General features: G+C 64.6%; 16 protein-coding genes and 1 riboswitch. Of the genes, 5 read left to right on the forward strand and 11 right to left on the reverse strand.

Annotated elements, in window-relative coordinates; all coding sequences use genetic code 11:
• Positions 1-2: 2 nt before the first annotated feature.
• From DFR52_RS18950 to DFR52_RS18960, 3 genes are read left to right on the forward strand one after another with little or no spacing between them, the layout of a single operon-like run.
• The gene (locus tag DFR52_RS18950) at positions 3-1,337 is read left to right on the forward strand and encodes a flavin-dependent oxidoreductase (protein WP_110033590.1); all 1,335 of its coding nucleotides are present in this window, start codon (positions 3-5) and stop codon (positions 1,335-1,337) included.
• A complete protein-coding gene (locus DFR52_RS18955; protein ID WP_110033591.1) occupies positions 1,334-1,864 on the forward strand; it encodes a TRAP transporter small permease in 531 nt (176 codons plus the stop codon). The genes DFR52_RS18950 and DFR52_RS18955 overlap by 4 nt, the downstream gene beginning before the upstream one ends.
• Positions 1,861-3,183, forward strand: coding sequence for a TRAP transporter large permease (locus tag DFR52_RS18960; RefSeq protein ID WP_110033592.1), 1,323 nt, complete (start codon positions 1,861-1,863; stop codon positions 3,181-3,183). The genes DFR52_RS18955 and DFR52_RS18960 overlap by 4 nt, the downstream gene beginning before the upstream one ends.
• Before the next feature lie 9 nt (positions 3,184-3,192).
• Here DFR52_RS18960 and DFR52_RS18965 read toward each other — a convergent pair whose 3' ends face one another.
• The 4 genes from DFR52_RS18965 to DFR52_RS18980 are packed head-to-tail and all read right to left on the reverse strand — an operon-like array spanning position 3,193 to position 6,634.
• On the reverse strand, positions 3,193-4,188 hold the full coding sequence (locus tag DFR52_RS18965) for an Ldh family oxidoreductase (RefSeq protein WP_110033593.1): 996 nt from the start codon (positions 4,186-4,188) through the stop codon (positions 3,193-3,195).
• 5 nt (positions 4,189-4,193) lie between these two features.
• A complete protein-coding gene (locus DFR52_RS18970; protein ID WP_110033594.1) occupies positions 4,194-5,126 on the reverse strand; it encodes a hydroxyacid dehydrogenase in 933 nt (310 codons plus the stop codon).
• Between the two features lie 27 nt (positions 5,127-5,153).
• Positions 5,154-6,335, reverse strand: coding sequence for a UxaA family hydrolase (locus DFR52_RS18975; protein WP_110033595.1), 1,182 nt, complete (start codon positions 6,333-6,335; stop codon positions 5,154-5,156).
• Between the two features lie 11 nt (positions 6,336-6,346).
• Positions 6,347-6,634, reverse strand: a complete 288-nt coding sequence (locus tag DFR52_RS18980; protein WP_110033596.1) for a UxaA family hydrolase — start codon at positions 6,632-6,634, stop codon at positions 6,347-6,349.
• A 131-nt stretch (positions 6,635-6,765) separates the two neighbouring features.
• On the opposite strand from DFR52_RS18980, the gene DFR52_RS18985 reads away from it, so the two are divergent.
• Positions 6,766-7,509 (forward strand): GntR family transcriptional regulator, encoded by a 744-nt coding sequence (locus DFR52_RS18985; RefSeq protein ID WP_110033597.1) that lies wholly within the window; start codon positions 6,766-6,768, stop codon positions 7,507-7,509.
• Positions 7,510-7,590: 81 nt separating this feature from the next.
• On the forward strand, positions 7,591-8,175 hold the full coding sequence (locus DFR52_RS18990; protein ID WP_110033598.1) for a histidine phosphatase family protein: 585 nt from the start codon (positions 7,591-7,593) through the stop codon (positions 8,173-8,175).
• A 37-nt stretch (positions 8,176-8,212) separates the two neighbouring features.
• Here the strand turns inward: DFR52_RS18990 and DFR52_RS18995 are convergent, their stop codons facing one another.
• From DFR52_RS18995 to DFR52_RS19025, 7 genes are all read right to left on the reverse strand, one after another.
• Entirely contained in the window at positions 8,213-9,226 is a 1,014-nt protein-coding gene (locus DFR52_RS18995; RefSeq protein ID WP_110033599.1) for an aldose epimerase family protein, read from the reverse strand.
• Positions 9,227-9,231: 5 nt separating this feature from the next.
• Positions 9,232-10,686 carry an NAD-dependent succinate-semialdehyde dehydrogenase gene (locus tag DFR52_RS19000; RefSeq protein ID WP_110033600.1) on the reverse strand — a complete coding sequence of 485 codons (1,455 nt, stop codon included), beginning with the start codon at positions 10,684-10,686 and terminating at the stop codon, positions 9,232-9,234.
• Between the two features lie 115 nt (positions 10,687-10,801).
• Positions 10,802-11,986 carry a vWA domain-containing protein gene (locus tag DFR52_RS19005; protein ID WP_110033601.1) on the reverse strand — a complete coding sequence of 395 codons (1,185 nt, stop codon included), beginning with the start codon at positions 11,984-11,986 and terminating at the stop codon, positions 10,802-10,804.
• Positions 11,987-11,989: 3 nt separating this feature from the next.
• On the reverse strand, positions 11,990-12,370 hold the full coding sequence (locus tag DFR52_RS19010) for a type II toxin-antitoxin system death-on-curing family toxin (protein WP_110033602.1): 381 nt from the start codon (positions 12,368-12,370) through the stop codon (positions 11,990-11,992).
• 9 nt (positions 12,371-12,379) lie between these two features.
• Positions 12,380-12,610 carry a type II toxin-antitoxin system prevent-host-death family antitoxin gene (locus tag DFR52_RS19015; protein ID WP_110033603.1) on the reverse strand — a complete coding sequence of 77 codons (231 nt, stop codon included), beginning with the start codon at positions 12,608-12,610 and terminating at the stop codon, positions 12,380-12,382.
• Between the two features lie 139 nt (positions 12,611-12,749).
• Positions 12,750-13,208 carry a GNAT family N-acetyltransferase gene (locus DFR52_RS19020; protein WP_110033604.1) on the reverse strand — a complete coding sequence of 153 codons (459 nt, stop codon included), beginning with the start codon at positions 13,206-13,208 and terminating at the stop codon, positions 12,750-12,752.
• 11 nt (positions 13,209-13,219) lie between these two features.
• Positions 13,220-14,137 carry a homoserine O-succinyltransferase gene (locus tag DFR52_RS19025; protein ID WP_110033605.1) on the reverse strand — a complete coding sequence of 306 codons (918 nt, stop codon included), beginning with the start codon at positions 14,135-14,137 and terminating at the stop codon, positions 13,220-13,222.
• 55 nt (positions 14,138-14,192) lie between these two features.
• Positions 14,193-14,271, reverse strand: a riboswitch (SAM riboswitch).

The following is a 14,271-nucleotide window of genomic DNA, read 5'->3' on the forward strand; positions in this document are numbered from 1 at the left end:
CAATGACACTACTGATCGCCGGAGGCGGTATCGCCGGCCTGACCTTAGCCCTGACATGCCACCAGATCGGCATGCCCGTGCGCGTGTTCGAACAGGTGGAGACACCGCAGCCGCTCGGTGTCGGCATCAATCTCCAGCCCCACGCGGTGCGGGAACTGCACGATCTCCGACTTCGCGAGGAACTTGAGGCGATTTCCGTCCGCACGGCGGAAGTCGCCTATTTCTCCAAGCGCGGCCGCCCGATCTGGGCCGAGCCGCGCGGGCTGGCCGCCGGCTATCTGTGGCCGCAATATTCTATCCACCGCGGCGGGCTGCAGATGTTGCTGCTCGACGCGGTGCGCCGGCGCCTTGGTCCCGGGGCGGTCGTCACCGGTGTCCGCGCCGCAGGCTTCGAGCAGTCGGCAGACGGCGTCATGCTCCATCTGGAGGATCGCCACGGCAACCGCCGCACCGAGCACGGCGACATGCTGGTCGGCGCCGATGGAATCCACTCCCGGATCCGGCTGCAGATCCATCCCTCGGAAGGTCCGCCGATCTGGGGCGGCGCCATCCTCTGGCGCGCCACCTCGCAGGCGCGACCGTTTCTCGGCGGCGCTACCATGGCGATGGCCGGCCATGAATGGCAGAAGTTCGTCGCCTATCCGATCTCGGCGCCCGATGCCGGGACCGGCCTGGCGGAGATCAACTGGATCGCCGAACTCAAGCGCCAGCCCGACGCCGCCTGGAGCCGGGAGGACTGGAACAGGAAGGGCGACCTGGCCGATTTCCTCCCCGCCTTTGCGGACTGGCGGTTCGACTGGCTCGATGTTCCCGCGCTGATCCGCTCGGCGAAGTCCGTCTACGAGTATCCCATGGTCGACCGCGATCCGGTGGACCACTGGCGCGACGGCCGCGTCAGCCTGATCGGCGACGCAGCCCATCCGATGTATCCGATCGGCTCCAACGGCGCCTCCCAGGCGATCCTCGACGGGCGCGTGCTCGGACGCTGTCTTGTCGCATCGGGAGTGTCGGAGGCGGCCCTGATCGCCTATGAAGAGGAGCGCCGCCCGGCGACCACCCGGATCGTGCTCGCCAACCGGGTCAATGGTCCCGACCAGGTGATGCAACGGGTCGAGGAGCTGTGCGGCGGCGAATTTGACACCATTGCCGACGTCATGTCGGAGAGAGAACTCCATGACTATGCCGGACATTACAAGAAGCTCGCCGGTTTTGACATGGAATGGCTCAACCGGCGCCCGCCGCTCGTCGCAGCCGGTGACCGCGTCGCAGCAGGAGGAGCCGGTGGCGCCTCGGCCGGTGGCGTTGCTGCGGCTCCGTCCGCTTCGGGCCGGCCATGATTGATCGCCTCGACGCGGGCATGCGCAAGCTCAGCGCCGCCATGGCCGTTCTCGGCGGCCTGGCGCTCGCCGCGGTCATCCTGTCGACGGTGGTCTCGGTGACTGGACGCGGTCTGATCCCGATCGGCCTCAAGCCGATCCGCGGCGACTTCGAACTTGTCGAGCTCGGCACCGGCTTTGCCGTCTTCGCCTTTCTCGGCTGGTGCCAGATCAACCGCCAGCATGCCGCAGTCGAGATCCTCACCATGCGCATGAGTGCCGGAGCCAACCGATTCATCGACCTCGTCGCCGATGTCATGATGCTCGGCGCGGCGCTGCTGATCACCGTCCGGCACGGCCAGGGGATGCTCGACAAGATGAGCTACGGCGAGACGACCTTCATCCTGCAGTACCCGATCTGGTGGGCCTATGCCGCCGGCCTTGCCGGTGCGGTCGTCTTCGTGCTTGTCTGCATGCACTGCGTCTTACTCAGCCTGCATGCGCTCGTGACCGGAAAGGCGCGCGAGAGCGGGGGAGCAGTCCAGTGACCGGCATCGAAATCGCCCTCGCCTCGTTCCCGGTTCTGCTGGCGCTGATATTTCTGCGCATACCGATCGGACTTGCCATGCTGCTGACGGGCATCGGCGGGATCTATCTCATCACCGGTTCGTTCCTGATGATCTCGGGCCAGCTCAGGAACCTGACCTGGGGCACGTTCTCCGGCTACTCGCTGTCGATCATCCCGCTGTTCCTGCTGATGGGCCAGTTCGCCACGCTCGGCGGCATGTCGCAGGCGCTGTTCAAGGCAGCCGAAACCTGGCTCGGGCACCGCAAGGGCGGCGTCGCGATGGCCGCGGTCGGCGCCTGCGCCGGCTTCGGCGCCATCTGTGGCTCCTCGCTGGCGACGGCCGCCACCATGGGCCAGGTCGCGCTTCCCGAACTCAGGCGCTACGGCTATTCGGGCGAGCTTGCCACCGGTACGCTTGCCGCGGGCGGCACGCTCGGCATCCTGATACCTCCCTCCGTCATCCTCGTCATTTACGCCATCCTCACCGAGCAGAACATCGCCAAGCTGTTCGTGGCCGCTTTCATTCCGGGCATTCTCGCCGCCATCGGCTACATTATCACAATCGCCATCTATGTCCGCCTCAAGCCCAAGTCGGCCGGCAGCCGCGAGCGCGCGACCTATGCCGAGCGCTTCCGCAGTCTTGCCGCGGTCTGGCCCGTGCTCATCGTGTTCCTCGTCGTCGTCGGCGGCATCTATGGCGGCATCTTCACCCCGACCGAAGCTGCGGCCATCGGCGCCTTCGGCACGGGTCTGATCGCGCTGGTCAACGGCGGCCTGACCTTCAAGTCGCTCGGGCAATCCTTCCTCGCCACGGCAGGATCGACGGCGATGATCTTTCTCATCGTCCTAGGTGCGGGTGTGTTCAACAGCTTTCTTGCGCTCTCCCAGTTGCCGCAGACCGCCGCCGCCTTTGTCACCGCGCAGGGGTTCAATCCATGGCTGGTGATGGTGTCGGTGCTGCTGCTCTACCTGGTGTTCGGCTGCGTGATGGATTCGCTGTCGATGATCCTGCTCACCGTACCGATCTTCTTCCCGATCATGTCGGCGCTCGATTTCGGTCTCAACCCCGAGGAGTTCGCGCTCTGGTTCGGCATCATCGTGCTCATCGTCGTGGAGGTCGGGTTGATCACGCCACCGGTGGGGATGAACCTGTTCGTCATCAATTCGATGGCGAAGGAGACGCCGCTGCAGGCGACCTATCGCGGCGTCCTGCCCTTCGTGATGAGCGACCTGATGCGGGTGGCGATCCTGACGCTGTTTCCGTCGATCACGCTGCTTGGGGTGCGGCTGCTCTACTGAGCGCGTCGGTCAGGCGCCGATGCGGCGGATCTCGTCGGCCAGCGCCGCTTCGACCGGAATTCCCTCGGCGCTCAGCCTTGCCTTGATCTCCTGGCGGCGGCGGCCGGGAAGCCGGGCGCCCTCCGTGCCCGCCACCATTTCCGCCATGGCCGCGAAGCGGTCCATGCCCCCCGGGCCGAAGGCATTCGGATCGATGGCGATGATCGCCTGTCCGGTGCCCGGCGGATCGCCCTTGTCGTCGAAGAACGAGCTTGCCTGATAGGCGTAGTTGGCCCCGGTCAGGCCGGCGCAGAGCAGTTCCACCATCAGCGCCAAAGCCGTGCCCTTGGCGTCGCCCAGCGGCACCATGGTGCCGGCCATGGCTGCCTTCGCATCGGTGGTCGGATGGCCGTCGGGATCGAGCGCCCAGCCTTCCGGAATCGGTTCGCCCTTCTGGGCGGCGGCCATGATCTTGCCGCGCGCCACCTTCGACAGCGAGATGTCGACCACCACCGGCTCATCGTCGGGGAGCGGTGCCGCGAAGGCGATCGGGTCGGTGCCGAACAGCGGCCGGTTGCCGCCCCAGGGCGCCATCGCGGCGGGCGCGTTGGCCACCATGATCGCGGCGACGCCGCGGTTTGCCAGCGCCTCGACGACGACGCCGGCCACGCCGCAGTGATGCGAGCGGCGGATGCCGGCGATGGCGATGCCTTGCGTCAAGGCCGCATCCGGCAGCCAGTCGAGCGCCAGGTCGATGGCGGGGTAGGCGAAGCCGTGGGCGCCGTCGACGGCGAGCGAGCCCGGCCGGGTCTGCGTTGCCGTGGCGCGGGCAAAGCCGTCGACCTTTCCGGCCTGCGCCTGCGCCGTGTAGGAGGCGACGCGCCGCAATCCGTGGCCGCCCTGGCCGGCGAGTTCGGCCGCCAGCAGCGCGCGCGCCACCGATGCGGCATTGTCCGGGGATGTCCGGCTGCGGGTGAGAGCACCCGTGATCAGCGCCGTCACCTCGTCGGGGGTCATGATGATCATTCGGTCTATGTCCTGCGTGCGAGGGCTTCAAGGATCTTGTCGGCAATCAGGTCGCTGACCCGGACATTGGATTCCTCCGTCACGCCGGCAATGTGCGGCGTCAGCAGGCAATTGCCGAGACCGGAGAATTTGGCGCCGGCTTCCGCCGTCAGCGGTTCGGTCTCGAACACGTCGAGTGCGGCGCCGCCGAGTCGGGCCGTCGCCAGCGCCTCGGCCAGCGCGCCCTCGTCGACGATGCCGCCGCGCGCCGCGTTGATCAGCACCGAATGCGGCTTCATCTTGGCGAGCGCCTCGGCATTGATCATGCGCCGGGTCTGGTCGTTGAGCGGCGTGTGCAGCGACACCACGTCGGACAATTCCAGCACCGAATCGAGCGAAACATTGCGGGCAATCTGCCATCCCGGGTGATCCGCCATGACATAGGGATCATAGGCAATCACCTGCATGCCCATCATGTGCGCCCGCCAGGCCACCTCCCGGGCGATCGAACCGAAGCCGACAAGGCCCATGGTCTTGCCGGCCAGTTCGCGGCCGATCATCGCCTCGCGCGGCCAGCGTCCGGCAGCCACATCCGCCGAGCGCAACCATGCACCGCGTAAGAGCATCAGCGCCGAGGTGATGACATATTCCGCCACAGACAGGTCGTTGGCGCCGGTTGCGGGAATGACCTTGATGGAGCGCGCCTTGCAGGCGCCGACATCGATGTTGTCGAGGCCGACGCCGAGCCGGCCCACGGCACGCAGTCTCGGCGCCATCGACAGGAGCACTTCGCGAACCTGGGTGCGGTTGCGGACGATGATCGCGCGGGCCGACGCCAGATGGGCATGCAGGGCATCGGGCTGATCCACGAGTTTCGGATCGTAGAGGGTGTCATGAGCATCGGCGAGGCGCTTGACCGCCTCGCCGTCCATGAACTCGGTGATGACTATGTCGGCCATGGGTCCATCCTGTTGGCGAACGCCGCCTCAGGCGCTGCGATAGAGCTTGGTCATCGAGAACTCCCGATGGCCGAGCGCCTCCGCGGCTGTCGAGCGACCATTCGACGTACGGATGATCATGTCAATAAGGCTGTCTCCGGCCTCGTCGATGGTCATGTCGCGGCGCAGGATGCCTGAGACATCCACGTCCACATGTTCGCCCATGGTGCGGACCGTGCGCGGATTGGCGGTGATCTTGATCACCGGCACGATCGGGTTGCCGACCACGTTGCCCTGGCCCGTGGGGAAGGTGTGGACGACATAGCCGCCAGCGGCCATCAGCGTCACGCATTCCGCCGCCGCCGACGAGGAATCCATGAAATACAGGCCTTTGCCCGACCGCGGCTGCTCGGCCGGCTCGAGAATGTCGATGTACTGCGAAGTGCGACCGATCTTTTCGAGATTGCCCAGAGCCTTCTCCTCGATCGTCGTCAGGCCGCCCTCGATGTTTCCCTTGGTCGGCTGGGAATCCGACAGGTCGTCTGTCTGGTGGGCGAAGATGACGTCGTTCTGGTAGGCTTCCCACATCTTGTACCAGCGGTCGCCGACCTCCTCGTTGATGGCTCGGGCCTTGCAGATGTGCTCGGCACCGGTGATCTCCGAGGTCTCGCCGAAGCAGCCGTAGATGCCTTCCGGCAGCAGCTTGTCGTACATGTTGCCCACCGTCGGACAGGAGCCGAGACCGGTCGTGGTGTCGCTCTCGCCGCACTTGGTCGAGACCCACAGCTCCGACACGGAGCATTCCTCGCGCTGCAGCTCGGAGGCGAAATGCACGAAGTCCTTGGCCGCGCGCGAAGCGTCCATGATGGTCTTCAGATCGCCGTTCTGCTCGATGGAGAAGGCTGCAACCGGCTTGCCGGTGGAGGCGATGCCGTCGGCGATCTTCTTGGTCCAGCCGGGCTCGATGCCGATGACCACCACGGCGGCGACGTTCGGATTGGCGCCGGTGCCGATCATGGTGCGGAAATGCAGGTCGAGGTCCTCGCCGAACTGCAGCCGTCCATAGGCGTGCGGCAGCGCCATCGTGCCCTTGATGTTGTTGGCGACCGCTTCGCAGGCCGCATTCGAGATGTCATCCACGGGCAGGATGATGACGTGATTGCGCACACCGACCCGGCCGTTCTCGCGCCGGTAGCCCATGAATGTGAGATTGGAATATTTCGATGCCATGGGAGCCGCTCCTACCAACGCTTGGTCTTGAGATTGTGGGTGTGGACGTGATCGCCCTTCCTGACGTCGGCGACGAACTTGCCGATGTCCTCGCCATATTTGATGGCGGTCTCGCCCGACTTGATGTCGGTGAGAGCGACCTTGTGGCCGATCGGCACGTCGGCATTGGCTTCCAGTTCGAAGCTGGAATTGTCGTGCGTGATGACGCAGAGCATCTTCGTGCCTGCGGCAAGGCCCTCGACGACGACGACGCCGACATTGTCCTTGCGATCGTGAACAAGCAGTTGCGGTATGGTCAATCTATCCTCCCGGTCATGAAAAGCGTGAATTTCCCACCTGCCCACTGGACAGGTCTTATATAAGACATAAGATACAGAAGCTGGCAATGTCAACCGCGGGCCGCTAAGGAATTGACAGAAGGCGAGGAAAAATGACACCCGACACCGACAAGAGCCCGGCCGACGAGATCGGCTTCAAGCCGCTCTACGCCCAGGTGCGCGACCGGCTGGTCAGGCGGCTGGTCGACGGAACCTGGGCGCCGGGCATGCCGCTTCCCAGCGAGATGGAACTCGCCCGCCAGCTCAATGTCAGCCAGGGCACCGTGCGCAAGGCGCTCGATTCCATGACGGCCGACAACATGCTCATCCGACGGCAGGGCCGGGGCACCTTCGTGGCGGAGCCGGAGGAGAGCCGAATTCTCTTTCAGTTCTACCGGCTGGTGCCGGATGTGGGCATCGCCAGCTTTCCCGATTCCCGGGTGATCAGCCACGGCTCCGCCAGGGCCACCAAGGCCGAGGCAACGGCGCTCGGCATCGAGGAAGGCGGCGACGTCTGGCGCATCGAGCGCATTCGCTCGCTTGCCGGCCAGCCGATGCTGGTCGAGACCATCACGTTGCCCGCCGACCGCTTTCCCGGCTTCGGCGAGCTGACGGAGATCCCCAACAATGTCTACCGGCTCTATTCCGAACGCTGGGGCATCACCATCGCCAGCGCCGGCGAACGCCTCAAGGCCATTGCCGCCAGCGGCCGCGACGCGCGCAAGCTCGGTTGCGAGAAGGGCGAGCCGCTGCTTCTGATCAGCCGTGTCGCCCGCGATCTCGAGGACCGGCCGGTCGAGCTTCGCTGGTCCCGCTGCATCAGCCGCGACCTGCATTATTCGGTCAATCTGCGCTGAAACGCCCGATGGACTCCTGCCTCCGGCGGCATGCGGCGCCCTGCCCCTTACATAGTTGGGAAAAGCCATTAGATTGCACTGATGATAACAAGAAAAACGGTTGGTGTTATTTTTGGCGCCCTGCTTCTGCTGCTGCCGAGCTTCGCTGCTCCGGCCAGGGCCACCGAAGCCGCGTGGGCGAGGCTCGCCCAGGGGGGCTACACCATCCTGCTCGGACATGCCCGCACATCTGGAACCGGCGAACCCCGCCGCCTCGACATCGGTGACTGCGCCAACCGCAGGCCCCTGTCCGACCGCGGCATCCAGGAGGCGCGCCGGATCTCGATGCGCTTTGCCGCGCGCGCCGTCGCGCTCAACGCGGTGCTTTCGGGAGAGTATTGCCGCGCCCTGGTGACTGCGGAACTGGGATTTGGCGAGGACAGGGTCGAGACCAGGCCGTGGCTCAATCCGCCCGCCGCGGATACCAAGCCGGGCTTCATCCCGCCCGAACTCATTGCGGCGGTGGACAATTTCAACGGCTATGGCAATCAGCTGATGATCACCCATCCGGTGCTGATCAGTGCGATCACCGGAACCGTGCCGCGCGAGGGCGAGGCGATCATCATCGAGCCCGGCCCCAATCCCGGCGATCCCCCGCGCGTGGTCAACCGGCTGCTGCTGGATTGAGCCGCAGCCTGCCGCCGGCTTCGCCGGCGGGCGCTTCTCAGCTCATCATGAAGATGTAATCGGTATGCTGGACCAGTGTTTGGCCGGGCCGAAGAACCGCCTGCGGAAAGGCCGGATGGTTCGGGCTGTCGGGCCAGACCTGGGTTTCCAGGCATAACCCGGCAGAGGGTCCATAGGGCTTGCCGGACAGGCCGGGTGCTGACGGTGAAATCTTGAAGCCGGTGTAGAACTGCACGCCCGGCTCCCCGCTGCGCACTTCCATGGCCACGCCGGAACTGAGCGAGCGCACCAGCGCCACCGAACGGACCGGTCCGCGCTCTCCGGCCAGGCAGAAATTGTGGTCATAGTCGACCTGTCGACCGCCGCCATCGAGACGCCGGATCGACCGCATCTCGCGGAAATCGAAATCAGTGCCGGCCACCGGCGCGATCTCGCCGGTCGGGATCTGCAGGGCATCGGTCGGCAGATAGTGATCAGCGGCCATCATCACCTCATGGTCAAGGATCGAATCCGTGCCGTCGAGATTGAAATAGCTGTGATGGGCGATGTTGGCGATGGTCGGCCGATCGGTCTGCGCCCGGTAGGTGATGGACAGCCTGCCGCCGGCGCCCAGTTCATACCGGGCGGTGATGCGGCAGGTGCCCGGATACCCGGACTGGCCGTCCGGGTCGATGATGGCGAACTCGGCGAAGTCGGCGCCATGGGCCTCGATCGTCCAGATCCGGCGGGAGATGCCGGCGCTGCCGCCATGAAGATGGGTGACTCCGTTCTCGTTCAGGTCCAGATGGTGGGTCGTGCCGTCGAGTGTGAAGCGCCCGCCCGCGATCCGGTTGGCATACCGTCCGGGCGTGGCGCCGAAATAGGGCGAATGCAGCGGATAACTGGCGAAATCGGGAAATCCGAGCGTCAGCGGTGCGGCATGACCGTCGAGCCGCAGGTCCTGCAGGGTTGCCCCCCAGGTCATGATCCTGGCCGTCAGGCCGCCGCCGGACAGCGTGATCCGGCGGACGGGCTCGCCGGCGTCGGTGCTGCCGAAATCTTCGATTTCCATGGCTGTCAAAGTCCCAGCCCGCCGATGCAGACATATTTGGAATCGAGATACTCCTCGATCCCCTGATGTCCGCCTTCCTTGCCCAGTCCCGATTCCTTGAGCCCGCCAAACGGCGCCTCGACGGCGGTGATGACGCCTTCGTTGACGCCGATCAGGCCGTATTTCAGGCCCTCCATGACGCGATAGGTGCGTCCCAGATCCCGAGTGTAGAAATAACAGGCCAGTCCGTATTCGGTGGCATTGGCCGCCGCCACCGCTTCCTCCTCGCTGTCGAACTTGAAGACCGGCGCCACCGGACCGAAAACTTCCTCGCGCGCGATCCGCATGTCGGCGCTGGCATCGGCGATCACAGTCGGCTCGTAGAAGGTGCCGCCGAGCTTGTGCCGGTTGCCGCCGACGGTCACGCGTCCGCCCTTGCCGACCGCGTCGGAGACCAGCTCCTCGATCTTGCCGATCTGCATTTCGTTGATGATCGGGCCCTGCACCACGCCGGCCTCCATCCCGTCGCCGACGGTCAGCTTGGCCGACATGTCGGTGAGCCGCTCGACAAAGGCGTCATAGATGCCGGCCTGGACGTAGAACCGGTTGGTGCACACGCAGGTCTGGCCGGCATTGCGGTATTTGGCGGCCATGGCGCCGTCCACGGCGCGGTCCAGATCGGCGTCGTCGAAGACGATGAAGGGCGCATTGCCGCCGAGTTCCATCGACACTTTCTTGACCGTGTCGGCGGCCTGCCTGAGCAGGATCTTGCCGGTGCCGGTCGAGCCCGTGAAGGTGATCTTGCGCACCAGCGGATTGCCGGTCATCTCGCCTCCGATCGGCGCCGGCGTTCCGGTAACGATGTTGATGACGCCGGCTGGGATGCCTGCCTGCTCGCACAGAAGTCCCCAGGCCAGGCCGGAATAGGGCGTTGCCTCCGCGGGCTTGACCACCGCGGTGCAGCCCGTCGCCAGTGCCGGGCCGATCTTGCGCGCCAGCATCGAGGACGGAAAATTCCACGGCGTGATGGCGGCGATGACGCCGACCGGCTCCTTGATCACCATCATTCGGCGATCGGCCCAGCTCGACGGAATCGTGTCGCCGTAGACGCGTCGCGCCTCCTCGGCATACCAGAGGATATAGGCCGCCGACATGCCGACCTCGCCGCGCGCCTCGGCGATCGGCTTGCCTTGCTCGAGCGTCAGCAGCTTGGCCAGGTCTTCCTGGTTGGCAAGGATAAGGTCGTGCAGCTTGCGCATCAGTCCGGCGCGATGGGCCGCCGAAGTCCGCTTCCAGCTGGCAAAGGCCGCATGCGCCGCCTCGATCGCCCGCCGGGTCTCGGCTGCGCCGGACTCCGGAACGTTGCCGATCACCTTGCCGTTGGCCGGATTGATCACGTCGAAGGTGGCGCCCGAATCGGCCTGCACCCACTGCCCGTCGATCAGATTGGCTTGCTTGAGGAACGGATTGGCACTGGTCATGGCTAGTCTCCTGCACTGCTGGCTGAAAGGGCTGGCTGACGGCATGCCCCCAAATGGCGGACCATGCAAGGCCGGGGCACGTCGATTTCATTCAACTGGACCCAGCGCGACAGACTCAGCGGGTGAGTTGCCGGGTGGCGGCTTCCAGTCCCTGCAGCGTCATCGGATACATCCGGTCGCCCAGAAGCTGCCGGAGGATGGCTGTCGACTGGGTATGTTGCCAGTAGGCCTGGGGCGTCGGGTTGAGCCAGGCGGCCTTGGGAAAATGATCCAGCAGGCGGGTCAGCCAGAGCTGTCCCGGCTCCTCGTTCCAGTGCTCCACCGAACCGCCGGGCATGATGATCTCATAGGGACTCATCGCCGCATCGCCGACGAAGATCACCCGGTAGTCGGAGCCGAAGGTGCGGATCAGCTCTTCGGTCGCCACACGCTCCTCGCGTCGGCGCCGGTTGTCGCGCCAGACGGCCTCATAGAGACAATTGTGGAAATAGTAGAAGTCCATGTGCCGGAACTCGCTCCGCGCCGCCGAGAACAGCTCTTCCACCACCTTGACGTGATCGTCCATCGAGCCGCCGATGTCGAAGAACATCAGAAGCTTGATCGCATTGCGCCGTTCCGGTCGGGTCTTGACGTCGAGCCAGCCATGTTCGGCGCTCGACTGGATCGTGCCCGAAAGGTCGAACTCCTCGGCCGCGCCCTGCCGCACCCAGCGCCTGAGGCGCCTGAGCGCGACCTTGATGTTGCGGGTGCCGAGGTCGACCGAATCGTCGAGATTGCGGAATTCCCGCCGGTCCCAGACCTTGACCGCGCGCCGGTTGCGGCTCTCGTCCTGGCCGATGCGGACGCCCTCGGGATTGTAGCCATGCGCACCGAAGGGCGAGGTGCCGGCCGTGCCGATCCATTTCGAGCCGCCCTGGTGCCTCGCCTTCTGCTCCTCAAGCCGCTTTTTCAACGTCTCCATCAGCCTGTCAAAGCCGCCGAGGCTCTCGACCAGCTTCTTCTCTTCGTCGCTGAGCACCTTTTCCGCCAGCCGCCTCAGCCATTCCTCGGGAAGATTGGCGACATCGACGCCACCCTCGCCCGGGACCGCCTCGACACCGCGGAAATACTGCGAGAACACCCGGTCGAAGCGGTCGATGTGGCGTTCGTCCTTTACCAGCGTGGCGCGTGCCAGATAGTAGAACCCCTCGATGTCGAACTGCACCAGGCCCGCATCGAGGCCTTCGATAAGGGTCAGGTATTCGCGCAGCGAGACCGGCACCTTGCCGGCCTTGAGCTCAAGGAAGAAGGGCAGGAACATCGCCTACACCGTCCGCGCATGGCGGCGAAGCCAACGATCCAGTGTGTCCTTGTCGAAGCTCCGCGCTTCAAGGCTGGCGTAGATGAAGCGAATGATTTCGTCCTCCGGTGCCGACAATTTATGACCATTCAGTCTCAGAAAGACATGAGCGCAGGCAAATCCCACCCGTTTGTTGCCATCGACAAAACAATGATTGCCCGTCAGGCTCTCCCACAGGGCGGCGGCCTCCTCAATGAGGTCGCTGTAGTAGCCCGACTGCGGCCGCCGGACAGCGGAGTCCACAAGCCCTGCGTCGCGAATCCCGCCCGCGCCTCCGAAGCGTTCGAGCTGGCGGGCATGGATGGCCATCACGTCCTCAATATCCAGATAGACGGTGTCAGCCATCGACTCGGCCTATTTGGCCAGTGCTTCATAGACTGCGGAATAGGCCTCAATGCTCTCCTCATGATAGCGCATCACGAGATCCCTTTTCGACGCCTGGGCATGGGACCGGTCATACTCGGCCTTGGACAGGAGCACAGCCACGTCCCGTCCGTTCTTCCGGATGAGGATTGGCTCAACCAGGGAATCCTCCAGCAACTTGCCAAATTGGTTCTTGGCGTCGGTCGCCTGCATGACTTTCATCGCGGACCTCAATGAAATAGTGGACAATTTGGCTATTTCGGCCAATATGGTCCCGCCGCGGGGGTGCGTCAACCGGCACGGTCGGCAACAGGAAGCCGCCAGGCGTCATTTGCCATCGCCGCCCCGGCGCCGGCCGCAATCAGCCCCGCTTGTACATGATGAACGGCGTCAGCGTGCCGATTCTGTCGTAAAGCTTCCGAGCCGTCTCGTTGAAGGTCTGGGTGTGCCAATACACCGATGGGCAACCCTCTGCGTCAGCTGCGGCATACACCGCCTCGATCAGCGCCCGGCCGACGCCGCTGCCGCGCACCGCGGGATCGGCGAACAGGTCCTGCAGATAGCAGACATTCTCGATCTTCCAGCCATGACGGTGGAACACGTAGTGCACCAGCCCGCAGGGCGTTCCATTTCTCTCGGCGACCAGGCCGCGGAATTCGTTGGCCGTTCCGCTGTTGCCGGCGAGCATCCGCGCAAACGTCGTTTGATAGACCTCTTCCGGCAGGGTGGTCTCATAGAACGTCAGATACCCCGTCCACAGCCGCCGCCATTCGGCTTCGTCACTGGCCACGATGGGGCGGATCGTCAGTTCGGAGGTCATGCGCGCTCTCCCTATCGGTCCGTGCCGATATCATTGATGTCAAACGGCGTCGTCTGGTAGACCTGATTGATCCAGTTGCCGAACAGCAGGAAGGCGTGGCTGCGCCAGCGGTTGAGCGGCTTGTTCTCCGGATTGTCGCCGGGGAAATAGTTGTGCGGAACCTTGATCGGCGTGCCGGCCTTCACGTCACGGAAATACTCCTCCGCCAGCGTGCCGGAATCATACTCGATGTGATTGAAGATGTAGAGCCGGTTGCCGTAGGCCTCGTGCAGCAGGCAGAGCCCGGTCTCCGCCGATTCCATCAGCACTTCAAGCTGGGGCACGAGATCCTGCCGCCGCACCTCGGTCCAGCGCGACACCGAGATCTGGAAATCATCGGAGAACCCGGCAAGATAAGGCGAGGCCGGATTGAGATTGCGGTGCCGGTAGACGCCGAAGGCCTTTTCCGCCAGCGCATGCTTGGGCACGCGGTGGAAATGCCAGGCCGCCGCCATCGCCCCCCAGCAGACAAAGAAGCTGGACTGCACATTCGTCGTCGTCCAGTCGAGGATCTTCTCGAGTTCGCGCCAGTAGCCGACGTCCTCGAACTCAAGCAGTTCGATGGGCGCTCCGGTGATGATGAAGCCGTCGAACTTGCGATCCTTCACCTCGTCCCAGGTGTGATAGAAATTGATCAGATGCTCTTCCGGCGTGTTCTTCGCCTGGTGCGAGCCGATGCGCACCAGCGTCAGCTCCACCTGCAGCGGCGAGGCGCCGATCAGCCGCGCGATCTGCGCTTCGGTGGCGATCTTGTTCGGCATCAGGTTCAGCAGGCCGATCTGCAGCGGTCGGATGTCCTGGCGCACGGCCACGGACTCATCGAGAATCTGCACGCCTTCGCGGACCAGCAGATCGCGGGCTGGCAGACCGTCTGGAATTCGGATGGGCATGACGGGCAAACTCCAAAAAACCGGCTAACGGATAGCCGCCAACCGGTTGCCAATGGAGCGATCTCCTTCGGTCCCTTTAGCGACTTATTTAACGTGGCTGCAAGCCGACCGGCCAAATCACCACAACACCGGGA

The sequence above is a fragment of the Hoeflea marina genome (assembly GCF_003182275.1).
GTDB lineage: Bacteria > Pseudomonadota > Alphaproteobacteria > Rhizobiales > Rhizobiaceae > Hoeflea > Hoeflea marina.

Bases quoted from the DNA above. Each gene is read 5' to 3' on its own strand.
- DFR52_RS18950 (WP_110033590.1), top strand. From the start codon at position 3: ATGACACTACTGATCGCCGGAGGCGGTATCGCCGGCCTGACCTTAGCC.
- DFR52_RS18955 (WP_110033591.1), top strand. From the start codon at position 1,334: ATGATTGATCGCCTCGACGCGGGCATGCGCAAGCTCAGCGCCGCCATG.
- DFR52_RS18965 (WP_110033593.1), bottom strand. From the start codon at position 4,188: ATGATCATCATGACCCCCGACGAGGTGACGGCGCTGATCACGGGTGCT.
- DFR52_RS18970 (WP_110033594.1), bottom strand. From the start codon at position 5,126: ATGGCCGACATAGTCATCACCGAGTTCATGGACGGCGAGGCGGTCAAG.
- DFR52_RS18975 (WP_110033595.1), bottom strand. From the start codon at position 6,335: ATGGCATCGAAATATTCCAATCTCACATTCATGGGCTACCGGCGCGAG.
- DFR52_RS18985 (WP_110033597.1), top strand. From the start codon at position 6,766: ATGACACCCGACACCGACAAGAGCCCGGCCGACGAGATCGGCTTCAAG.
- DFR52_RS18990 (WP_110033598.1), top strand. From the start codon at position 7,591: ATGATAACAAGAAAAACGGTTGGTGTTATTTTTGGCGCCCTGCTTCTG.
- DFR52_RS18995 (WP_110033599.1), bottom strand. From the start codon at position 9,226: ATGGAAATCGAAGATTTCGGCAGCACCGACGCCGGCGAGCCCGTCCGC.
- DFR52_RS19000 (WP_110033600.1), bottom strand. From the start codon at position 10,686: ATGACCAGTGCCAATCCGTTCCTCAAGCAAGCCAATCTGATCGACGGG.
- DFR52_RS19005 (WP_110033601.1), bottom strand. From the start codon at position 11,986: ATGTTCCTGCCCTTCTTCCTTGAGCTCAAGGCCGGCAAGGTGCCGGTC.
- DFR52_RS19010 (WP_110033602.1), bottom strand. From the start codon at position 12,370: ATGGCTGACACCGTCTATCTGGATATTGAGGACGTGATGGCCATCCAT.
- DFR52_RS19015 (WP_110033603.1), bottom strand. From the start codon at position 12,610: ATGAAAGTCATGCAGGCGACCGACGCCAAGAACCAATTTGGCAAGTTG.
- DFR52_RS19020 (WP_110033604.1), bottom strand. From the start codon at position 13,208: ATGACCTCCGAACTGACGATCCGCCCCATCGTGGCCAGTGACGAAGCC.
- DFR52_RS19025 (WP_110033605.1), bottom strand. From the start codon at position 14,137: ATGCCCATCCGAATTCCAGACGGTCTGCCAGCCCGCGATCTGCTGGTC.